This is a genomic window from Paenibacillus xylanilyticus (assembly GCF_047246825.1).
GTDB classification, from domain to species: domain Bacteria; phylum Bacillota; class Bacilli; order Paenibacillales; family Paenibacillaceae; genus Paenibacillus; species Paenibacillus xylanilyticus_B.
Genome location: NZ_JBFOLB010000001.1, coordinates 119,790 through 140,653, shown reverse-complemented (window position 1 = coordinate 140,653; position 20,864 = coordinate 119,790). Strand labels below are relative to the sequence as shown.

General features: G+C 45.3%; 19 protein-coding genes. 5 read left to right on the top strand and 14 right to left on the bottom strand.

The window, feature by feature from the left end:
* Positions 1-63: 63 nt before the first annotated feature.
* Together AB3N00_RS00660 and AB3N00_RS00655 are read right to left on the bottom strand one after the other, a co-directional pair.
* On the bottom strand, positions 64-789 hold the full coding sequence (locus AB3N00_RS00660; protein WP_413032823.1) for a phosphonate ABC transporter ATP-binding protein: 726 nt from the start codon (positions 787-789) through the stop codon (positions 64-66).
* 84 nt (positions 790-873) lie between these two features.
* Positions 874-2,073: an MFS transporter gene (locus AB3N00_RS00655; RefSeq protein WP_413032822.1), complete on the bottom strand. Its 1,200-nt coding sequence runs from the start codon at positions 2,071-2,073 to the stop codon at positions 874-876.
* 201 nt (positions 2,074-2,274) lie between these two features.
* Between AB3N00_RS00655 and AB3N00_RS00650 the strand changes: the two genes are divergently transcribed.
* Positions 2,275-3,195 carry an ArsR/SmtB family transcription factor gene (locus tag AB3N00_RS00650; protein ID WP_413032821.1) on the top strand — a complete coding sequence of 307 codons (921 nt, stop codon included), beginning with the start codon at positions 2,275-2,277 and terminating at the stop codon, positions 3,193-3,195.
* 44 nt (positions 3,196-3,239) lie between these two features.
* On the top strand, positions 3,240-4,004 hold the full coding sequence (locus tag AB3N00_RS00645; RefSeq protein WP_413032820.1) for an HAD family hydrolase: 765 nt from the start codon (positions 3,240-3,242) through the stop codon (positions 4,002-4,004).
* A 51-nt stretch (positions 4,005-4,055) separates the two neighbouring features.
* Here AB3N00_RS00645 and AB3N00_RS00640 read toward each other — a convergent pair whose 3' ends face one another.
* The 9 genes from AB3N00_RS00640 to pdhA all read right to left on the bottom strand — a co-directional run bounded on the left by AB3N00_RS00640 (position 4,056) and on the right by pdhA (position 16,045).
* Positions 4,056-6,389, bottom strand: a complete 2,334-nt coding sequence (locus AB3N00_RS00640) for a DNA topoisomerase 3 (protein ID WP_413032819.1) — start codon at positions 6,387-6,389, stop codon at positions 4,056-4,058.
* Positions 6,390-6,514: 125 nt separating this feature from the next.
* Positions 6,515-7,006 carry a Fur family transcriptional regulator gene (locus AB3N00_RS00635; RefSeq protein WP_413032818.1) on the bottom strand — a complete coding sequence of 164 codons (492 nt, stop codon included), beginning with the start codon at positions 7,004-7,006 and terminating at the stop codon, positions 6,515-6,517.
* A gap of 242 nt (positions 7,007-7,248) precedes the next feature.
* Positions 7,249-8,736 carry a glutamate synthase subunit beta gene (locus AB3N00_RS00630; protein ID WP_413032817.1) on the bottom strand — a complete coding sequence of 496 codons (1,488 nt, stop codon included), beginning with the start codon at positions 8,734-8,736 and terminating at the stop codon, positions 7,249-7,251.
* A 633-nt stretch (positions 8,737-9,369) separates the two neighbouring features.
* A complete protein-coding gene (locus tag AB3N00_RS00625) occupies positions 9,370-9,858 on the bottom strand; it encodes a dihydrofolate reductase (RefSeq protein WP_413032816.1) in 489 nt (162 codons plus the stop codon).
* A gap of 27 nt (positions 9,859-9,885) precedes the next feature.
* Complete coding sequence (gene thyA, locus AB3N00_RS00620; protein ID WP_413032815.1) at positions 9,886-10,680, bottom strand: thymidylate synthase; 795 nt, start codon at positions 10,678-10,680, stop codon at positions 9,886-9,888.
* A 292-nt stretch (positions 10,681-10,972) separates the two neighbouring features.
* The gene (gene lpdA / locus AB3N00_RS00615; RefSeq protein ID WP_413032814.1) at positions 10,973-12,388 is read right to left on the bottom strand and encodes a dihydrolipoyl dehydrogenase; all 1,416 of its coding nucleotides are present in this window, start codon (positions 12,386-12,388) and stop codon (positions 10,973-10,975) included.
* Between the two features lie 3 nt (positions 12,389-12,391).
* Entirely contained in the window at positions 12,392-13,714 is a 1,323-nt protein-coding gene (locus tag AB3N00_RS00610) for a dihydrolipoamide acetyltransferase family protein (protein ID WP_413032813.1), read from the bottom strand.
* Positions 13,715-13,894: 180 nt separating this feature from the next.
* Positions 13,895-14,872 (bottom strand): alpha-ketoacid dehydrogenase subunit beta, encoded by a 978-nt coding sequence (locus AB3N00_RS00605; protein WP_175399013.1) that lies wholly within the window; start codon positions 14,870-14,872, stop codon positions 13,895-13,897.
* Positions 14,873-14,977: 105 nt separating this feature from the next.
* Positions 14,978-16,045, bottom strand: a complete 1,068-nt coding sequence (pdhA, locus tag AB3N00_RS00600) for a pyruvate dehydrogenase (acetyl-transferring) E1 component subunit alpha (protein ID WP_175399014.1) — start codon at positions 16,043-16,045, stop codon at positions 14,978-14,980.
* A gap of 255 nt (positions 16,046-16,300) precedes the next feature.
* Between pdhA and AB3N00_RS00595 the strand changes: the two genes are divergently transcribed.
* Complete coding sequence (locus AB3N00_RS00595) at positions 16,301-17,035, top strand: alpha/beta hydrolase (protein ID WP_413032812.1); 735 nt, start codon at positions 16,301-16,303, stop codon at positions 17,033-17,035.
* Positions 17,036-17,186: 151 nt separating this feature from the next.
* Here the strand turns inward: AB3N00_RS00595 and AB3N00_RS00590 are convergent, their stop codons facing one another.
* Both AB3N00_RS00590 and AB3N00_RS00585 read right to left on the bottom strand, forming a co-directional pair.
* Positions 17,187-17,657 (bottom strand): low molecular weight protein-tyrosine-phosphatase, encoded by a 471-nt coding sequence (locus AB3N00_RS00590; protein WP_413032811.1) that lies wholly within the window; start codon positions 17,655-17,657, stop codon positions 17,187-17,189.
* 2 nt (positions 17,658-17,659) lie between these two features.
* On the bottom strand, positions 17,660-18,328 hold the full coding sequence (locus tag AB3N00_RS00585; RefSeq protein WP_413035149.1) for a trimeric intracellular cation channel family protein: 669 nt from the start codon (positions 18,326-18,328) through the stop codon (positions 17,660-17,662).
* A 168-nt stretch (positions 18,329-18,496) separates the two neighbouring features.
* Between AB3N00_RS00585 and AB3N00_RS00580 the strand changes: the two genes are divergently transcribed.
* Together AB3N00_RS00580 and AB3N00_RS00575 are read left to right on the top strand one after the other, a co-directional pair.
* Entirely contained in the window at positions 18,497-19,138 is a 642-nt protein-coding gene (locus AB3N00_RS00580; RefSeq protein ID WP_413032810.1) for a thiamine diphosphokinase, read from the top strand.
* 285 nt (positions 19,139-19,423) lie between these two features.
* Positions 19,424-19,924 carry a C40 family peptidase gene (locus AB3N00_RS00575; RefSeq protein WP_413032809.1) on the top strand — a complete coding sequence of 167 codons (501 nt, stop codon included), beginning with the start codon at positions 19,424-19,426 and terminating at the stop codon, positions 19,922-19,924.
* A gap of 130 nt (positions 19,925-20,054) precedes the next feature.
* Here AB3N00_RS00575 and AB3N00_RS00570 read toward each other — a convergent pair whose 3' ends face one another.
* Positions 20,055-20,840 (bottom strand): winged helix-turn-helix domain-containing protein, encoded by a 786-nt coding sequence (locus tag AB3N00_RS00570; protein WP_413032808.1) that lies wholly within the window; start codon positions 20,838-20,840, stop codon positions 20,055-20,057.
* Between the last annotated feature and the right edge of the window lie 24 nt (positions 20,841-20,864).

The following is a 20,864-nucleotide window of genomic DNA, read 5'->3' as shown; positions in this document are numbered from 1 at the left end:
GCTCCACACGCTAACAGGCGTCCCCATCGTGAGTTAAGCAATTTCATCACTCATTTCAATAGTTTAAATCATGTTTTTTTCTTTTTGCGTCAGTCTACGTCCACGTATATCAAAAGCAATCTTGCCATCCGCAAGACCCCAGATGCGTGTTGCATGTTTCTCCGCCATTTCAATCGGTAAAACCGCGATGACTGTAGCACGTTCTTCTTCACACAGTTTGCGTAAAGTTTCGAGAACCGTATCTGCCGTGTGCGGATCAAGTCCAATTACAGGTTCATCCGCAAGGATTACTTTGGCACCATGTGCGAGAGCACGGGCAATGGCAACACGCTGCTTCTCGCCGCCGCTAAGCTTTTCCGCAGTTTGATGTGCTTTATCCAAGAGTCCTAACCCTTCCAGATAATCCATGGCTCCCATATAATCATCCGAACGGACCATGCCAGTTACCATTCTCCACCAAGGCGTCTGACCCGATCGACCGATTAATACGTTCTTGAGTGCCGTCCGCCTAGGATAGAGCTGAGGATTCTGTTCCAAGTATGCCCATTCACGCTTAATTTTCCGTTTACCGGACCAGCCTTCTTTTATAATTTCGACACCGTCAACCGTAAATCGGCCGCCATCCCATTTCTCCAACATGGCCAGGCACTTAAGCAGCATGCTTTTTCCACTACCGCTGGAACCGATTACTGCGATCATTTCACCCTGTTGCATATCAAATCGTATATCCCGCAGAACCGGAACACGGTCCGCTCCAACGGATTTACTCAAATTCTCAACTCTGATCATCGCGATGTCTCCTCTTGTCCATGTTTTTCCCTACTATATAGTGTACTCGGAAATGGACATCAATTTCCATGCGAACACCAGCTTCTATTTTACCACAGATTGGGGGATTGGTTTATTCCGGAATAATACACCTGCAGCACCAAAAAGCAGATACATGCATCCAAGCAGGGTAAACATGCTTCCAGGCGAAATCCAATTGATCATTTGACCACCCAGATTCGGTCCCAAAATACTGCCAATCGTAAAGTGGAACGAAGCCACCACGTTGGCTGCCGGCAGGAGTGCCTTAGGTAGAATATCTGCCGCATAGGCAAGTCCAAGTGAGAAGAAAGAACCGACCAAACCTCCTGCAACGGTTAACAGGACCAAAGTCCACCAGAAATGCGTACCTGCCACAGGTACCAGCATGAACATGAATCCACCTAAAATGCCGGCAGACATCAACACCCTTTTCCGTCCAAAGCGATCACTCAGGATACCCAAAGGCAGCTGCAGAAATAATCCTCCGATCCCGACAAATGGCAATAGCGATGAAATTTGATTGGCATCTAATCCAATACGCAATCCGTAAACCGGAAAGTTGCTGTTCATCCCGGCTTCCATATAACCGTACAATAGCGCTGGGATTAAGGCATACCATGCCCAGGCCCAACTGCGACGAAACCTACGTTCCGGGAGCTGTCCATGTTCTGCTTTTTCCGGCTTGGTATCGGGAAGCTTCATTAATACAAGCAGGAGTACGGCTCCCATACAAACGAAAAGAACCCAGAACGGGACAGCATCGCCAAATCCAAGCAGCTTGATGCCCAATGGGCCTATACTGAAACCAAGTCCATAAGACATGCCGTATAGCGATATGTAACGCCCTCTTTTTTCGGGAGCCGTAACGAGAAGCACCCAGAGCTGTGCAGCATAATGCAGTGCGCTATCGCCAATACCAACGACAAGACGAAGGATAAACCATATTTTAATGTCCGGAAAATACGGAAAAAGAATTAGTGGAAACATAACAAATAACAGACCGCCGACAATCAGTTTCTTAAAACCGACAGCGCCAAGGAGCCGTTCCGCGATCAAGGTCATTGCAAAGGAACCCACATACAGCGCCGCTGCATTAAGACCGTTTAATCCGGGGGATACTCCTTTTTGCTCGAGAAAAATGGATAATACCGGAAGCAATAGTCCCTGACTAATGCCTGCAACAACAATAACGATGATTAGGATAAGATAGTTAGATGTAGAATGTGATGATTTTGCGACATTAACCGATGACACGAATTTCATTCCTCCTGCGGACAAACAAAGAAAAATCGCCATCGCTGACGACTTTTCGCATGTTATTCATATTTATATGATAAAGCGTTGCTGCACCGGTGCATTTGCCCCGGACTTGAACATTATAGTGGACAACGCCCTGCAAAACAAGCCATAATAGTACATAAGTCGCTGCGTACATTAGATGTGACGGGAGGATTCTGCATCGTTATGACTTATCATGTTAAAATTGATGTTTCACCGATATATGAAATGCTGAACAGTTTTCTTGTATATGTCACGAAAAAATGGATTCAACATCTGGATGTTGGTCCCGAATGGATTCTTGAAGTGGAAGGCAAACTAAGTTCCAATGTACGAGCTGCTCTCGCACCTGCGTCGACTTGGCCTTTTGATGATTTTGATGTCTTGTTTGCATGGGCGGCCTATCGGACTAGCTCTTCAGAAAATCAGGATTTCCTGAACATGCTTGCGGAACTGACTGCAGAAGAGCTGTTTGCACGTGTATCTCCTCTGCTGCCGAGTATTACAATAGAAGAAACAACACGCATTCGGGACAGCTATGTGCCGCTGCTTCGTCTCTGGGATCAGCATTACTGCCGAAGCATTAGTGAAGATCATCGTACCTGGCTGGAGGAGGACGCGGATGAGAAGCGCACTCTTCTGGGTAAAATGGGGCCGGAACTGCTTATCGAATATGCAACAGCAGGTGTTATCGTGGAGCCCATGCCTGGACTTGACGAAGTCATCCTGTTTCCTACAGTACATAACCGTCCAATCAATATGTACTGCTTCTATGAAGGCATGATGATTATGCAGTATCCTGTTGATGTCCCTGAAGAAAATGAAGACCAGCCGCCGACCTGTCTGCTGCGTTTCACGCATGCCTTGGCCGATCCCGAACGACTTCGTTTGCTTCGTTACGTATCGGATGAACCGAAATCGCTCGCGGAGATGTGTGAAGAATTGAACAAAGATGAAGACATGGTCAAAGACCAGGTTATGGCGTTACGTATCGCAGGTCTGCTGCGAACCCATCTGCTCGGCAGTAACCGCAAAGAGAAATACAGTATCCGGCCGGATGGCGTGTCAGAGTTAAACATGTTCCTGGAATCCTATATTCGCATATAAATGAGGATGTCATTGGAGTTGCCGGCTGCAAGGAGTGATTTGAAGTGAATACCATTAAACAGCATATTATTTTTGACCTGGACGATACACTCGTCTATTGCAACAAATATTTCAACCTGGTCCTGGGTGAATTCTTTGAAAACATGCAGGAATGGTTTGACCATCATGCATTAACGGTTCAGGAAATCCGTGAGAAACAACTGGAGATTGACGTGACCGGAGTGAACAAAGTGGGATTTGCAAGTCATCATTTTCCCGAGTCCCTCATTGATACGTATCGTTATTTCTCTCAAAAGTATGCAAGAGCCACGTCATCTGAAGAAGAATCGTTTCTTACCAAGCTCGGCATGAGTGTATACGACCGGGAGGTAGAACCATACCCTCACATGGTCGAGACACTGGAGAGCCTGCAATCCGCTGGACATTCCCTCTATCTGTACACCGGTGGCGAAACCGTGATTCAGCAGCGGAAGATTGATCAGATGAAGTTGTCAGCTTATTTTGATGACCGTATCTATATCCGACAACACAAAAACGTTGAAGCTCTTGAAAGCATTCTGTCCTCCGGACCGTTCGACCGCAGGACTACATGGATGATCGGAAATTCATTACGCACGGATATCTTGCCAGCGGTAACGGCTGGAATCCACAGCATATATATCAAACAGCCAAATGAATGGCAGTATAATATCGTTGAACTTCAGCCGAATCCCGAAACATCGATGTATACCATCACTGCTCTGGAAGAGGTACCGAAGATCATTCAGGAAAATATTCAACAACAGCAACAAAAAAGGACCCTGGGTTAAGGGTCCTTTTTGTGTATCGATTTGGGATAATTGTTATTCCTTAGAGCAGATCTACGATTCCTGCCTTTCGGCAGAAAGCTTTCCTGAAGTGAGATCCTGCAGGATAATGCGCGCCTTAACCGTACTCCCGTCTTTTCGTTTAAAGGCCAGCACCTGTGTGCTTCCCTTCTCAATCAGAGACTTTAGCATCGTACTGGTTATTTTCTTGCCGACATACTCTTTCCAGATGACAAATCCGCAGCCTTCCTTGAAACGGGTACACCCATATCCTTTCTTGCCTTCAATAATCTGACCGGTGCATCCCGGAGAAGGACAAGACGCCAAGGGTTCACGAACGCCGGATTTCCCGTAAGGTGCAGATGCCGCCTTCGCCACTGAGCCAGCCGTGTTACCCGATCTGGAGACAGCTCCTGATGTCTGACGTGATGTTTTGGGTGCTGAAGCGGCAGATTTGGTCGTCGTTCTCGTTCCGGCTCTTGAAGCTTTCGCTCCCTTGCCTTTACCACGCCCCCCACGTGAATCTTCCCCGAATGCATCAGCTGGTGCAGGAGCCTGAACACGCACCTTATCTATGATGGACATGGTGAATTTCTTGACGTTCTCCATAAACTTGTCCTGTCCGGCTTCCCCCTTGGAGATCTGATACAGTCTTCTTTCCCATTGCCCCGTCATTTCAGGGGATGTTAACAGATCCACACCTGCCCGGCGAATTAATTCAATCGCCGTCCGGCCTTTAAGCGTCAGCTGCATCTTTTTCCCCTGCATCGTAATATAACCAACATTTTTAAGTCTTTCAATGGTAGCAGCACGTGTTGCTGGTGTACCCAGTCCACTGTCTTTCATCGCATCTCGCAGTTCTTCATTCTCAATCTGCTTGCCTGCGCTTTCCATCGCTTTCAGCAAAGTTCCCTCTGTATAACTTTTGGGTGGTTGGGTTGCTTTCTCCTTAAACTCGCTTTTGATACACTGAACTGGAAGTTCGGGCTGTACCGAAAACGTCTTGTCCGTCCATTCCTCTACATCTTCATCCTCATTGCTGCTCTTCTTCGTTTTTTTCTTGCCAGAGCCATTCTGCTCCTGATCCGAAGAAGCCAAAACCACTTTCCACCCCAGTGACAGCAGCTCCTTCACGGAAGTTTTGAACTGATGCTGCTCAACCTCTGTAAGCACAGTATGCTGTTTGTACTCTGCCGGTGGATAGAAATGAGACAAAAACCGTCTGACGATCAAATCGTAGATGTTCTGCTCATCCTTGGATAAAGTACCCGGACGCTTCAGCGTAGGCAATATGGCATGGTGATCCTCTACCCTGGATGGATTGCAAACGCCCTTGTTGTTTTTGTGAACCAATTCAGGTTTAGCACCAATTGCAAGTTCACTGTATGGCCCGTTTTTCAGCAGATTCAATGTTTTGTGCATACCCTCGATATTCTGTTCCGTAACATAGTTGGAATTGGTACGCGGATACGAAATGACCTTGTGTTTCTCATACAAGGCCTGTGCGATATCCAATGTTTTTTTTGCTCCGTATCCGTATTTCGCATTAGCCTCACGCTGTAAAAGAGTCAGATCATATAACCTGTACGGGTACTCCTTAGTTTGCTTTGCCTCATACTTGGAAATATGTCCGGTCTTGCCCTTTACCCTCGTGGCTATCGCTTCAGCAGCCTCAGCATCTGTAAGCTTGTCTCCCTGACGCATACCTTTATACTCGACGCCTTCCTGACGAAACCAGGCGGCCACTTCATAAAAGGTCTGTGACTGAAACGCCTCAATTTCGATTTCCCGATCATAGATCAGCGCGAGTACCGGCGTTTGCACACGCCCAACAGACAATAACGCATTATGCCGAGTCGTAAAGGCACGTGAAGCATTCATGCCAATCAGCCAATCGGCCTCACTTCGAGCCCGGGCAGCATGTGTCAGGTTTTCGAACTCGGATGCATCCTTCAGTCCGTCGAATCCGCGTTTGATGCTTTCAGCAGTCAGATCCGAGATCCATAAACGCTTAACGGGCTGACGCAGCTTCAATTGTTGTTGAATCAGCGCAAAAATATACTGCCCCTCTCGTCCTGCGTCACATGCATTTACGATCGCTGAAGCTCGTTTAGCAAGTTCTCCGATGATCTTCAGTTGATCTTTCGTTTTGGGATTGGGCACAATTTTGAACTGATCCGGAATGATTGGCAGATCGGCAATATTCCATCGCTTGTATTTCGTATCATACGCATCCGGTTCAGCAAGCCCGAGCAGGTGACCAATCGCCCAAGTGATGATGTAATGCTCACCTTCAAGATAACTGCGATTGTTCTTGGCTCTTGGTTCTATGACGGCGGCAATGGTTCGTCCCATATCAGGCTTTTCCGCTATAACCAGTGTCTTCATCCGTCCATCTCTCCTCCTTCACCGTCCGCATGACGGCAAAAAGGGGCCTTCCGCCCACGGAAGCCCCTTGCTTCTGAAACCTATTATATCAGATTTTGATTCCGGGAGCATCCTCACGGATGAATTTAGCCTGCCGCCTGTTCATTTAAGGCCTGCTTTTCCCGGCAATCCTTGCACACACCCTGAAAATCAAGACGATGATCTGTCACTGCAAAACCATATTGACGTTCAATCTGCTGTTCCAAACGAAGCAAACCATCTTCCATAATTTCTTCTACAGTTCCACACTCCGTGCAGATCAAGTGGTGATGATGATGGGAGCCATCTGTACTTCGCAGATCGAAGCGGGCAGCACCATCTCCAAAATTGATTTTCTCTACAACCTGAAGATCACTTAACAGCTCCAGTGTCCGATATACAGTTGCCAACCCGATCTCAGGAAATTGCTCCTTTACGAGCAGGAACACTTCCTCCGCACTAAAATGATCCTTCTCATGCTCAAGCAATACACGTACCGTTACTTCGCGTTGTTGTGTTAGTTTATATCCCTTATCTACCAATTGCTTTTTAATATCAAATATCTGTTCTGAAATGGACTTCTCCCGGTTTCTTGCCATAGCAGGTTGCACCTCCGGATATATCATTCTCTATTTACGATGTCATTGTCATTTATTCTCTTATTTATAATTATTATAATCTAATAATAAGTCTTTATGACTTAAAAAGCAATGCTCTACCTCACACTTGCAATAATTATTTACGTTCTAGGTGCATCAGATATAACAAAAAAACAACCCTCACTTATAGTGAGAGTTGTTTTGTAACTTCCATAATAATATCAAATTATTGCATATGCAGATTATACAAGAACAGTGGCACCCATCAAATATTTGTCCACTTCACGAGCTGCTTCGCGGCCTTCATTGATAGCCCATACAACCAGACTTTGACCACGACGCATGTCGCCTGCAGCAAATACTTTATCCACATTGGTATTGTACTTGCCGTAGCGAGCCTTTACATTGGTACGGCGATCTGTTGCAAGACCCAGCTGTTCAACCAGTGTTTGCTCCGGTCCATCAAAACCGATTGCGATCATTGCCATTTGGGCAGGGAATACACGCTCAGTTCCAGGGATAGGCTGGTAGATCTTACGACCCGTTTCATCGACAATACGCTCGATTTGAACTGTATGCAGTTCTTTGAGATTACCCTCTTCATCTCCAACAAATTTAGTTGTCATGATGGAGAATTCACGCGGATCTTGACCGAAGAGCGCTTTGGCTTCCTCTTGTGCATAATCCAGTGTATATACATTCGGGAACTGCGGCCAAGGATTATTAATGCGATCACGTTCCATAGGCGCCTGTGTATGTGTACCAAATTGGGTTACGGTCCGGCAACCGTGACGAAGCGATGTAGCTACACAGTCAGAGCCGGTATCCCCGCCACCAATAACGATGACATCCTTGTCTTTTGCGGAGATATAGTTTCCATCTTCCAGGTTGGAGTCCAGATAACTTTTGATACTTCCATTCAGGAAGTCCATGGCGTAATGCACGCCTTTCAAGTCGCTTCCTTCAATGTTGAATTCACGCGGCTTCGTTGCACCACCACACAGTACAACAGCATCATACTCGTCCACCAGTTGCTGCGCAGGGATATCTTTGCCAATCTCCGTATTCGTCACGAACTGAACGCCTTCCGCTTCAAGTAGGTCCACACGACGTTGAACCACTTTTTTGTCCAGTTTCATCGTAGGAATGCCGTACATCAGCAAACCACCCACACGATCCGAACGCTCATAGACAGTTACCGTATGACCGGCTTTGTTTAATTGAGCCGCAGTAGCCAGGCCGGCAGGACCAGAACCAACAACCGCTACACGTTTACCCGTACGCTTCTCCGGAGGTTGGGGAACCACCCATCCTTCTTCAAAACCTTTTTCAATAATGGCTTCTTCAATCGTTTTGATGGTTACAGGCTGGCCAATCAGGCCAACGGTACAGGATCCTTCACAGGGAGCCGGACAGACACGACCTGTGAATTCGGGAAAATTATTCGTTTTGTGCAGACGATCAAGTGCCTCTCTCCACAATCCGCGATATACAAGATTATTCCATTCCGGAATCAGGTTATGCACAGGACAGCCCGACGTTCCGCCAATCATATCTATACCTGTATGGCAATACGGGGTACCACAATCCATGCATCGTGCACCTTGTGTTCTGAGCTCTTCTTCAGCCATATGTTTATGAAACTCTTCCCAATCCTTAACCCGCTCAGCCGGCTCCCGGTCTGCAGGCAGCTGCCGTTTGTATTCCATAAATCCAGTAGGTGTAGACATCTTACGTTTTCCCCCATCCGTTCTCGTCTTAATCCCTTCATTGGCATGGTTCTATATGAAATGGATTACTTCATGCTGAGTTTTTTGTCTATTGTATCACAAAATCTTCTCGAAGATATTTCAATTATAGTAGCATTTCGACAACTGAATATTAAATGGATTATCCGCATAATTATTTGTATTTTATACATCATATCGTCAGGTTTACCTGTGGTCAATACCCTTATTTTGGAACCGAAAATTATAACCAACAGCCAAATCAAACGTTTATTATGTCGGATAATAATTGAAACGTCATGTGAATGTGAGCTAATTTGCCATTAAAACCAAGCGATTGAGCATGAATCCTTTCCCATTTCCGAATATTAACTCGAATTTAGGGCTTTACAACGGTGAACCCCCATAACTTTTATACTTTTTAACGAATTGGTGATAATCTTTGTGTTCATCCCTCTAATTTTCAATGCTATAAATGTTATATTCATGTAAACCATAGAAAATGGCATGTTGTGCCCTATTTTCACAAAAAATAAAAAGACGCTGTTCACGAATATTTCGTAAATCAGCGTCTTGATCATCAAACGAATCGCGATGTATCTTTTTGGGGCAACTTAGACTCGCCCTATGCAAACCTTAGTGTTTTCTTTCATAAAACTCAAACGTATAGGCATACACATTTTTTTCATCCTGTTCGCCCTCAATCTGCTCTGTTAGCTCCCATTCCGACCAATCCACTTCCGGGAAAAAGGTATCTCCCTCAAACTCTTCATGGATTCTGGTAACGACCAGACGATCTGCTAAAGGGAGAAACTCGCGATATACCTGCGAACCGCCGATCACACATAGCTCATCGCCCTTGGTCGCTTCAAGCCCCTCTTCAATGGTATGCACTACTTCAGCCTGCTCCACCTTGTAGTTCAGATCTCTGGTAACCACAATATTCCGACGTTGCGGGAGCGGCTTACCACCAAAGGATTCCCAGGTATTACGCCCCATAATAATCGTTTTGTTCAACGTGCGTTGTTTAAAAAAAGCCATATCTTTGGGCAGACGCCATGGAATCGAATTGTTTAAACCAATAACACCGTTCTCGCCCATAGCCCATACAAGTTCAATACTCAAATGCTACACTCCTTCCTTCAGGTCTGCTTATACTGCAATTGGAGCTTTGATGCCCGGATGATGCTGGTAGTTTTCAAACTCAAAGTCTTCAAACTTATAATCGAAAATGGAATCGGGCTTACGTTTAATGACCAACTTAGGCAAAGCATAAGGTTCACGCTCGAGCTGTGTTTTCACCTGTTCCACATGGTTGGAGTAAATGTGTACGTCCCCGCCTGACCAAATGAAATCGCCCACCTCAAGGTCACATTGTTGGGCAATCATATGTGTCAGCAAGGCGTAGCTCGCAATGTTAAACGGCAGCCCAAGAAATGTATCCACGGAACGCATGGTTAGCATACAGGATAATTTACCCTCAGCCACATAAAACTGAAACGCAAAATGGCATGGGGGAAGCTTCATGTTGTTGATCTCTGCCACATTCCATGCACTTACCAGATGACGGCGTGAATCCGGATTGTTTTTGATTGAATCAATAACCGCTGCGATTTGATCAATTTTCTCTCCATTGGGTGCTTCCCATGTTCTCCACTGTGAACCGTAAACTGGGCCCAGATCGCCGTTCTCATCGGCCCAATCGTCCCAGATCTTGACTCCGTTTTCTTTCAAGTAAGCAATATTCGTATCTCCACTCAAAAACCATAACAGTTCATGAATGACGGATTTCAGGTGAATTCGTTTCGTGGTTACCAAAGGGAAACCTTCCGACAGATCATAGCGAAGTTGTCTGCCAAAAACAGACTGTGTGCCAGTTCCCGTACGGTCGCCTTTATGAACACCGTTATCCAATATATCTTGTAATAAATCGAGATAGTTTTTCACGTTGTACTCCCCCACTACGATAACTTTTTATTTCATTCCATACAAAAACTAAACAAACAGAAAATACTCGCTGTGACCGAGTTCTGCCCACTTACGCTACTTAAAAACAGTGTCCATCTATTGGGTCACAACCTGTTTAATACGTTGTTATAGTGTACCATATTGATCTTCTTATTGCATGATCCTTGTTTGAACAATATCTGCATATAAAAAAGGGACAGATAACGCTGTAACACGTTATCTGTCCCTTCGTATACGTATAATGCCGGACGAATCCGAAGCTTAGACGATATTAGCGGGAAATGATGTGGATCGGGTGACCCATAACCAGTTCCGCAGCTTCCATCACGATTTCGCCCAAAGTTGGGTGAGCGTGAATAGTCAGAGCCAGATCTTCCAAAGTAGCGCCCATTTCGATTGCAAGGCCAAGCTCAGCAATCAGGTTGGAAGCTTCCAGACCAACGATTTGGCAACCAAGTACAAGGCCGCTTTCTTCGTCAGCAACGATTTTCACGAAACCTTCAGCATGGTTCAAAGATACAGCACGGCCGTTACCCGCATAAGGGAATTTACCAGCCTTTACTTTGTAGCCTTTTTCTTTGGCTTCTTTTTCTGTGTAACCTACGCTGGAGCACTCAGGATCTGTGAACACAACTGCAGGCATACATTTGTAGTCAACTACAGACGGTTGTCCTGCGATCGCTTCAGCAGCCACTTTACCTTCATAAGAAGCTTTGTGGGCAAGTGCCAAACCAGATACGATGTCACCGATTGCGAAGATGTGAGGAATGCTGGTACGACCTTGGTGGTCAACTTTAACGAATCCACGCTCGTCAACGTCAACACCGATCATGTCAAGACCAAGCTCACCGTCTGTATTTGGACGACGTCCAACAGTTACCAGCAGGTAATCTGCAGTTACTTCTTTGGACTCACCATTTACGGAATATTTAACAGTTACATCTTTATCCGTTTGCTCAGCACTTTCAGCTTTTGCACCCGTTACGATTTCGATGCCTGTTTTCTTCATGTTTTTAGCCACAAGGCTAGTCATGTCTTTATCAAATCCTGGCAGTACAGTATCCAAACCTTCAATGATGGTTACTTTAGCACCGAATTTGGAGTACATTTGACCAAGCTCAGCACCGATATAACCGCCACCGATAACGATTAGGCTTTTCGGTACTTCAGGCAAGTTCAATGCTTCTGTCGAAGACAGAATGCGTCCGCCAAACGGGAAAGGTTTCAGTTCGATTGGACGGGAACCTGTTGCAATGATTGCATTTTTGAATTTGTAACGCGGAGATTCGTGATCGTTGAATACACGCGCTTCGTTTTCGTTGATGAACATGCACTCACCGTTGAAAACTTCAACTTTGTTGCCTTTGAGCAAACCAGCTACGCCGCCAGTCATTTTCTTAACAACGCCGTTTTTGAATTCTTGAGTTTTGCCGAAGTCCACTTTTACGTTCTCAGCAGAGATACCGAATGCTTCACCATGAAGTGCATTCTCATATTGGTGTGCAGCAGAGATCAGGGCTTTGGATGGGATACATCCGCGGTTCAAACATACGCCGCCAAGCTCGGATTTGTCTACAATCAATACGCTTTGGCCCAGTTGAGCAGCGCGGATGGCAGCTACATAGCCGCCAGGACCCGCACCAATTACTAATGTGTCGATATTGAGAGAAGCGTCGCCTACTACCATATCTTACACCTCCATAACAAGCAGCTCAGGGTTAGCGAGCAGCTGTTTAATGTAGTTCATAAAGTTTTGTGCTGTTGCGCCATCGATGATACGGTGGTCGAAGCTCAGGGAAAGAGCCATTACAGGTGCTGCAACAACTTCGCCGTTTTTGATAACCGCTTTTTCGCTGATGCGTCCAGTTCCGAGAATAGCAACTTCAGGGAAGTTGATGATCGGAGTGAAGAACATACCGCCTGCAGAACCGATGTTACTGATGGAGATTGTGCTTCCTCTCATTTCGTTAGCACTCAATTTGCCGTCACGGCCACGAGCCGCCAGATCACGAATGGAATCAGCAATCATCCAGATGGACTTACGATCAGCATCTTTGATAACAGGAACGATCAAGCCGTTGTCTGTATCTGTAGCGATACCGATGTTGTAGTATTTTTTGTAAACAATTTCGTTAGCTTCTTCATCGATCATAGCGTTCAAAGCAGGGAATTGACGGGAAGCTGCTACCAATGCTTTAACGATGAATGGCAGATAAGTTACTTTTGTTCCTTTTTTCTCTGCAATTGGTTTCATGCGAGTACGGAAAGCAACCAGTTCAGTTACGTCCACTTCGTCCATGATTGTAACGTGAGGTGCAGTGTAAGCCGATTTAACCATTGCATTGGAGATCGCTTTACGGATACCTTTGAATGGTACGCGTTCTTCTTCGAGGCGTTGATCAGCTGAAGCCGCTGCCGGTGCTGCGGATTTTTTCTCTTCTTGAGCCGGAGCTGCGGAAGAAGCCGCTGCGGATTGGCCGCCACCATTTTTGAAGGATTCCACATCTTCTTTGGTTACTTTACCGTTGTTGCCAGTACCGTTAACCTGAGCGATGTCTACGCCTTGTTCGCGAGCAAATTTGCGCACGCTTGGTGTTGCCAGAACGTCTTTGGCAGGTACTGCCGGAACGCTGTTGTTGCCGCCTTCTTTGGCTGCATCGGAGCTGGATGCTGCTGCAGTAGAACCGCTTGTATCAGCTCCACCTTGAGCTGCGTCTTTTTCTTGCTCGCCTTGATCGCCAGCAGGAGCGTCGTCTTGCTCAGGCAGTTCGCCTTCTGCATCGATAACAGCAACAACTTCGCCAACGTGGCAAACTTGACCATCTTTTGCGAACACTTCAGTTACTGTTCCGTTTACCGGACAAGGTACTTCAACAACCGCTTTGTCGTTCTGTACTTCCATGATGATATCATCGTCAGTTACTTTATCACCGACTTTGATATGCATTTTGATGATTTCGCCTTCGTGCAGGCCTTCGCCCAGTTCAGGGAATTTGTATTCAAATTTAGCCAACTGAAAAACCTCCTTGATTATCTGCTCAATCCTGAAAACAACCCTTAACTCCATGAAAACAACCGTTACTGCTAAAGCAAATAACTGTTACTTAAGGGGCTAATGGCTGTTTTCAGTGCAGCTTGCGCTGCGGTGTGAATCACCATACTGCGCCTTGCGGCATGTCAGATGATTGAATTATTAAAATTCTACGACTTTCTTAACCGCAGCAACGATGCGTGCTGGGTTAGGCAGCCATGTATCTTCGATTTGTGCGAATGGATATACAGTATCCGGACCAGCTACACGCAGAACCGGAGCTTCCAAGTGCAGGATCGCTTTTTCATTGATTTGGGCAATGACTTCAGCTGCAACACCTGCGCTCTTTTGAGCTTCCTGTACAACAATTGCACGGTTGGTTTTCTTAATGGAAGCAACGATGGTATCGATATCGATCGGGCTAACCGTACGAAGGTCGATAACTTCAACGTTAATTCCTTGTTTTTCAAGTTCTTCTGCTGCTTTCACAGAAGTGTGAACCATCATACCGTAAGTAACGATGGTTACATCAGAACCTTCACGAACAACGTTCGCTTTACCCAGTTCTACAGTGTAATCTTCTTCAGGCACTTCTGCACGGAAAGCATGGTACAGGTTCAAGTGCTCCATGAAGAATACAGGGTCGTTGTCGCGAATCGAAGCGATCATCAGACCTTTTGCATCGTATGGGTTGGAAGGAATAACAACTTTGATACCTGGAGTTTGCGCGAGCAGACCTTCCAAGGCATCCGTATGCAATTCTGCCGCTTTTACACCGCCACCGAATGGTGTACGGAATACGATTGGAGAATTGTATTTACCGCCGGAACGGTAACGCATACGAGCTGCTTGAACGACCATTTGGTCGAGTGCTTCAAAGATAAATCCAACGAATTGGATTTCGGCAACTGGACGGAAGCCTTGTACACCAAGACCTACAGCCAGACCACCAATAGCGGATTCAGCAAGTGGTGTATCAAATACACGCTCTTCGCCAAATTCTTTTTGGAGACCTTCCGTTACACGGAAAACGCCACCTACATTACCTACGTCTTCACCGAAAAGCAGAACGTTAGGATCGCGTTTCAATTCAACGCGAAGCGCATCACGGATTGCTTCTTTCATGTTCATTTGTGCCATTTGCTTCATTTCCTCCTTAAACATTGACAGTTCACATTTGAATTCATACATGTATACCGAGACCCCGGAATCCGTCCCGGATGTTTATGCTTTATCGGAAAAAACTTATTGGAAATCAGCTTTTTGCTCTTCCAAGTGCTTAGGCGTTTGCTCGAACATGCTGTCGATCAAGCCTGGAATTGTCATTTTCTCGGTTTTTTCCGCTTTTTTGATCTCTTCGTTCACTTTAGCTTTTGCTTCTTCTTTCACACGTGCTGTATCTTCTTCAGTCCACAGACCTTTTTTCTCCAGATATTTAGCAAAACGTGCGATTGGATCTTTTGCATTCCATTCTGCCTCTTCTTCTTTTGTACGATATTTGGAAGCATCGTCAGAAAGGGAGTGAGGACGGAAACGGTAAGTAACAGCTTCGATCAGAGTTGCGCCTTCGCCATTACGACCGCGTTCAGCAGCTTCCTGAACAGCTTTGATAACTGCGAAGATATCCATACCGTCAACTTTAACACCTTTGATTCCTGCTGCTACCGCTTTATGAGCGATGGACAGAGCTGCCGTTTGTTTGGCAAAAGGAGTTGTGATGGCATAACCATTGTTCTGTACGAAGAAGATAACAGGCAACTTATAAACACCAGCGTAGTTCAGACCTTCATAGAAGTCACCTTCGGAAGAACCGCCATCACCTGTGTAAGTAATAACAACTTGTTTTTGTTTCTTTAATTTGTAACCCATAGCAATACCCATTGCGTGCAGAATTTGTGCACCAATGATGATTTGCGGCATCAATACATTAACGCCATCCGGAATTTGTCCACCATGTTGGTGACCACGGGAGTACAAGAATGCTTGATAAAGAGGAAGTCCGTGCCACACGAGTTGCGGAATATCGCGATAGCCTGGAGCAATAAAGTCTTCTTTCTCAAGTGCAAACTCACTACCAACCATTGTTGCTTCTTGTCCAGATACTGGAGCATAGAAACCAAGACGACCTTGACGGCCCAGGTTTACTGCACGGTCATCCCAAGTACGGGTAAATACCATGCGGTACATAATTTCTTTTAATTGATCGTCGGAAAGTTTAGGCATCATGTCTTTGTTTACAATTTCGCCGTCAGGAGACAGCACGGACAGAGCTTCTACATCCTCCGTATACACTTCATAAGGAACCTTGCTCATTTTTTTCTTCACCTCAACAAAAAATTTGAATATCAAGTTCCGCTGTTATAATATTATTATACACCTGTTTCACTGCATACGTCAAAGATATCCGTAATTTTTTTATGTTTCCTTCCGGATTGTATGTATAACAGGGGCTTAATATTGGTATAACAGCATAATACATGATTGCGTGTTTGACCTATCCCCGCACAAGGTTAATCTTACCGTATTGCGTGGACGAATGCAAAAATAAACCGAGAAAGGTGACGTTTTATGACGGATTCCCGCTATTTGAAACGTACGATTGTAAAGGAAGAGATCGATAGTCGCTATCTTGGAGAGAAGCGCACACTTCGAATTTATCTTCCGCCAGGCTATAACGAATTGCTCAGTTACCCTGTCGTTTATTGTCAGGACGGCGAAGAATTCTTCAACTTTGGGCGAATCGCCACGACTGCCAACCGGATCATTCTAGACGAGGGTGCAGAACCTTTCATTATTGTGGGTGTTCAAGTTGATGTTTCGGTCAGAACCCAGGAGTATGCTCCCTTCGGAAATCGGTTCAAAGCGTATACCGCATGCTTTGCTGAAGAGATTATTCCCTATATTGAAGAGAAATATCCTGTACGACGCTCACCACAGGAACGAGTGCTTGCCGGCGATTCCCTTGGAGGCAGTGTTTCACTGCATCTCGCCCTGCTCTATCCTGATCTGTTTACACGAGTCATTAGCTTGTCTGGGGCCTTCTACTCCGCTTCTCAAGAAATTTATGCGGCTGAAGAAGACTTGTCCTGGTTATCCATTTGGATGATTGTCGGGTTGCAGGAAACTGCGTTTGAAGCAGATACCGGCACATATGATTTTGTTCAATTGAACAGGGATACTCGTGATTTGCTGGAGAAACGCGGTGCACTCGTCTCTTATCGAGAAAAAGACGGACATCACCAATGGGGATTCTGGCAGAATGAACTTCCTGAGGCTTTGCTTTATTACCTCCAGGAAAGCTAGTTTACTAAGAACACATGCGGCTGAAAATGCCGCTATTTTCTTACTCTTCTATGATACCGCTTACATATAAATTCAAAAAAGAAGCAGGAATCTCCTGCTTGCATTAGCCTGTTGCTGTTCTTTTTTCAGCCAATTCAGTAATGGTATAAGATTAAGCGAGTGAATGATCCTTTTGAATCCGCTCCAGGAGTACATTACATCCCGCATCCACCAGCCTGTACACTTTTTCAAAATTACCCGTAAAGTAAGGATCAGGAACTTCGCGTAATGATTCATTCGGTAGCAAGTCCATGAATTTTAAAATATCCGCTTCGGCTCCGCCTGCCATTTTGCGCACGTTGGCCACGTTGGAATCATCCATGCAGACAATATAATCAAACTGCCCAAAGTCAGCACTTCCAAATTGTCTCGCGGCCATATTGGCATAAGAAATCTGGTATGTATCCAGCAGATTCCGTGTCCCTTCATGCGGCGGCTTGCCGATGTGCCAGTCTCCCGTACCAGCCGAGTCCACCTGAATCTGGTGATTGAGACCCCGCTCTACTATTTTGTGGCGTAGTACTGCTTCTGCCATCGGTGAACGACAAATGTTCCCGAGACAAACAAACAAAACTTGTATCATGTTTAATCCCCCTTGCTTAACGTACGATTTAATCCAGCCTGTGTGTTTTGTGTTGGAATAGAGTCTGTGCTTACCAATGAACGGCGAGGAAGTTTCCATTTATAATGTACGGAACACATCCGGAATAATACAACAGCTGCAAAACATATCAACAGACCCACATTCGAGGTAAACCATCCCATGCCTATTGCAAATCCAGCTATCATAGCCCATACGGCATAGATTTCATCACGCAGTACAAGCGGCTTGCGACCTGCGAGCAAATCACGAATGATCCCCCCGCCGATACCGGTCAATACTGCGGCAACGATTACTGCACTGATGGGATGTCCCATATTGGCAGCATACAGTCCGCCTTGTATGGCAAACGCAGCTAGCCCTATCGCATCAAACAGCGCCTCTGTCCGCTTCCAGTGACCAATCCATTTTAGCGGCAACAAAAACGCAACAGCAACAGATACCAGAGCAAGCATGATTAGCGCACCCTGACTCCATAGTGTTGTGACAGGTACCCCGATTAGTACATTACGAATAACACCACCACCAAAGGCCGTCACAAGTCCCAACACAAGTACACCCAAAATATCATATTCCTCTTCCATTGCCACGAAAGCACCTGACATTGCAAAAGCTACGGTGCCTATAATGCTGAACACTTCAAAAATGTGCAAGTCCAACCTGTTCAAACCTCACTTTTCAAGTCATCTCCATGTCGCTCTACCCATTGTATCCGCGAGGACTGAAATTGTGCAACCACATTTTGTGTTTTATACTGATAGCACTCGTGAATAATATAAATTGATGTTATACTTTCTACATTAATAGGAAGGATGAATGGAATGACTACGAAACGCATTGTAATTTTTACAGGCGGAGCTCTCTCTCCTCAATTTCTTGAAGAAATCCAGCAGGATGACATTGTTATCGCAGCTGATCGGGGAGCATTATATTTAATTGAACATGGCGTAAAGCCTCATATAGCTGTTGGAGATTTTGACTCCATTACAGAGCAGGAATTACAAATGGTACGCGAAAATAGTGAACGCTTGATAACGGTTGATCCAGTTGCCAAGGACTGGACAGACACTGAAATGGCTTTTGAGACAGCGCTGGAGCACGAACCTACTCATATTCTGATGCTTGGAGCAACAGGAACACGACTGGATCACACTTTGGCCAATGTACATATTATGGTTCGTGCCATGCAGCACCATGTGTTCTGTACAATCCAGGATAAGCACAATTATATGATGCTGACCACATCAAAAGCAGAGGTGGAAGACCGGGGTTATGAATACATCTCCTTGCTTCCGCTGACTCCTGAAGTTACCGGAATTACGTTGGATGGCTTCTTGTATCCTCTTGATAAAGCCACGATTCGAATGGGACAATCCTTGGGAATCAGTAATAAACTGCTCGGCGCATCAGGTACTGTCTCCATAGATAGTGGTTTATTGCTTATTATTCAGAGTAAAGACTAACACTCTTCACGGTAGATTTATTACGTTTTTGTAACCTGAGATTTTTACGAGATTACACGTAAAATAACGAAAGACCCTTGATAATCAAGGGTCTTTTCTATTTGTCTGCGGATAGTTATTAGTCAATGATTAATTTTTTGACATTTTTAATCGTTTTTTAATAAAGAAACCCAAACCTAGGCGGGACAAGGGATTATCACGTTGTATCCAATTTCTAGGCTGTTACAAACCTGTTATACTCGCTCTAGCAACTTAACGAAAACGAATTTTGGAGGTAATAACAACATGAAAACAAACATCTTTGTCCAAAAGGCCGTAACCGTCGGGTTGTGCGCTACATTAGGTTTTGGAGCTGTATTAATGACAAATGCACCTGTTGCACAAGCAGCAACTGCATCTGTATCGACAGGACAACAAATTGTAAACTACGGCAAAAAATTTACGGGAACACCATATAAATTTGGCGCGTCAACATCTACTACAAAGTACTTTGACTGCTCTTCATTTATGAAATACATCTTCAAAAAGTATGGTGTGGATTTGCCACGTACATCTGTTAAGCAATCTAAAGAGGGTAAAGCTGTTTCCAAGGCAAACCTGCGTGTAGGAGACTTGGTATTCTTCTCCAGCGGCAGCCGTTCCACCGGATCAAACGTAACACACGTTGCTGTCTATGCAGGGAATGGTAAAATTCTGCACACTTACGGCTCTCCGGGCGTAACGATCTCGGATCTGAATTCCGGTACTTGGAAAAGAACATATGTTAAATCTCGCCGTGTATTGTAGTTCACGTAACTTGTACTAAAGACAGGCAGATGGGACCGGATCTTGGATCCGGTCCTTTTATATTTACCCGTATTTCTGATACATAAACTGGTGTATTACGGTAATTAGAAGGTTGATTTGATATCTCCGATCACGAATCGGTATGAAGCATGTATCCAACTCCACGAACCGTTTGGATCAGTTTGATGTCTCTTCCTTTATCCACCTTGACCCGCAAATGTTTAATGTACACATCCACTACGTTGGTATCCATCGCGAAATCATAACCCCATACTTCTCTTAATATCATGCTTCGAGTACATGCCTCATTCACATGCCTCGCCAGAAATTCCAGCAGCTCATATTCTTTTGGCGTCAGCATCAGGTATTCTCCTGCACGGCTAACCCTGCGTGAACGCAAGTTTACCTTAAGATCATGTACGACAATGACTTCCTCGTCCATTTGGACTGCATTCGCAAACACCCGAAGCAAACTTCGTATTCTGGCCATCATGACTTTCCATTGAATGGGTTCAACGATCACATCGTTTACCCCCTGATCGAGCCAAGCCACAACCTGTTCAGGGGGGATCGGTGATGTAATCACAATGATGGGGACACTGCCTTCCTTTTGCTCCAGTAGCCAGTGCAGTTCCTCCCCAATTTTAAGATCATGATTCTCTTCCATCACCCGGATAACCATGCTGCAGGTTGTCAGTTGAAACTCCTGTTCACGATACAGATCTTCCCATGTACTATCCAGAACGGTGTAACCCTCAGCGCATAAGACTTCCTTGATTACGTTTGTTCGTTCTTTTAAACCAATCAGTAAAATGGATGTTTTCATTTTGCTCACCCGGCCTGTCTCAAACCGCTGCCAAGCCATTGGCCGTATTTCATTACCATTCGCCTCCTGCTGGACAGCAGCATGCTGCATGTTGTGTGTTTAGCATGCCGTAAA

Bases quoted from the DNA above. Each gene is read 5' to 3' on its own strand.
- AB3N00_RS00570 (WP_413032808.1), bottom strand. From the start codon at position 20,840: ATGCAGCATGCTGCTGTCCAGCAGGAGGCGAATGGTAATGAAATACGG.
- AB3N00_RS00660 (WP_413032823.1), bottom strand. From the start codon at position 789: ATGATCAGAGTTGAGAATTTGAGTAAATCCGTTGGAGCGGACCGTGTT.
- AB3N00_RS00640 (WP_413032819.1), bottom strand. From the start codon at position 6,389: ATGAAGACACTGGTTATAGCGGAAAAGCCTGATATGGGACGAACCATT.
- AB3N00_RS00580 (WP_413032810.1), top strand. From the start codon at position 18,497: ATGACTACGAAACGCATTGTAATTTTTACAGGCGGAGCTCTCTCTCCT.
- pdhA (WP_175399014.1), bottom strand. From the start codon at position 16,045: ATGAGCAAGGTTCCTTATGAAGTGTATACGGAGGATGTAGAAGCTCTG.
- AB3N00_RS00595 (WP_413032812.1), top strand. From the start codon at position 16,301: ATGACGGATTCCCGCTATTTGAAACGTACGATTGTAAAGGAAGAGATC.
- AB3N00_RS00635 (WP_413032818.1), bottom strand. From the start codon at position 7,006: ATGGCAAGAAACCGGGAGAAGTCCATTTCAGAACAGATATTTGATATT.
- AB3N00_RS00605 (WP_175399013.1), bottom strand. From the start codon at position 14,872: ATGGCACAAATGAACATGAAAGAAGCAATCCGTGATGCGCTTCGCGTT.
- AB3N00_RS00655 (WP_413032822.1), bottom strand. From the start codon at position 2,073: ATGAAATTCGTGTCATCGGTTAATGTCGCAAAATCATCACATTCTACA.
- AB3N00_RS00630 (WP_413032817.1), bottom strand. From the start codon at position 8,736: ATGTCTACACCTACTGGATTTATGGAATACAAACGGCAGCTGCCTGCA.
- AB3N00_RS00575 (WP_413032809.1), top strand. From the start codon at position 19,424: ATGAAAACAAACATCTTTGTCCAAAAGGCCGTAACCGTCGGGTTGTGC.
- AB3N00_RS00590 (WP_413032811.1), bottom strand. From the start codon at position 17,657: ATGATACAAGTTTTGTTTGTTTGTCTCGGGAACATTTGTCGTTCACCG.
- lpdA (WP_413032814.1), bottom strand. From the start codon at position 12,388: ATGGTAGTAGGCGACGCTTCTCTCAATATCGACACATTAGTAATTGGT.
- AB3N00_RS00650 (WP_413032821.1), top strand. From the start codon at position 2,275: ATGACTTATCATGTTAAAATTGATGTTTCACCGATATATGAAATGCTG.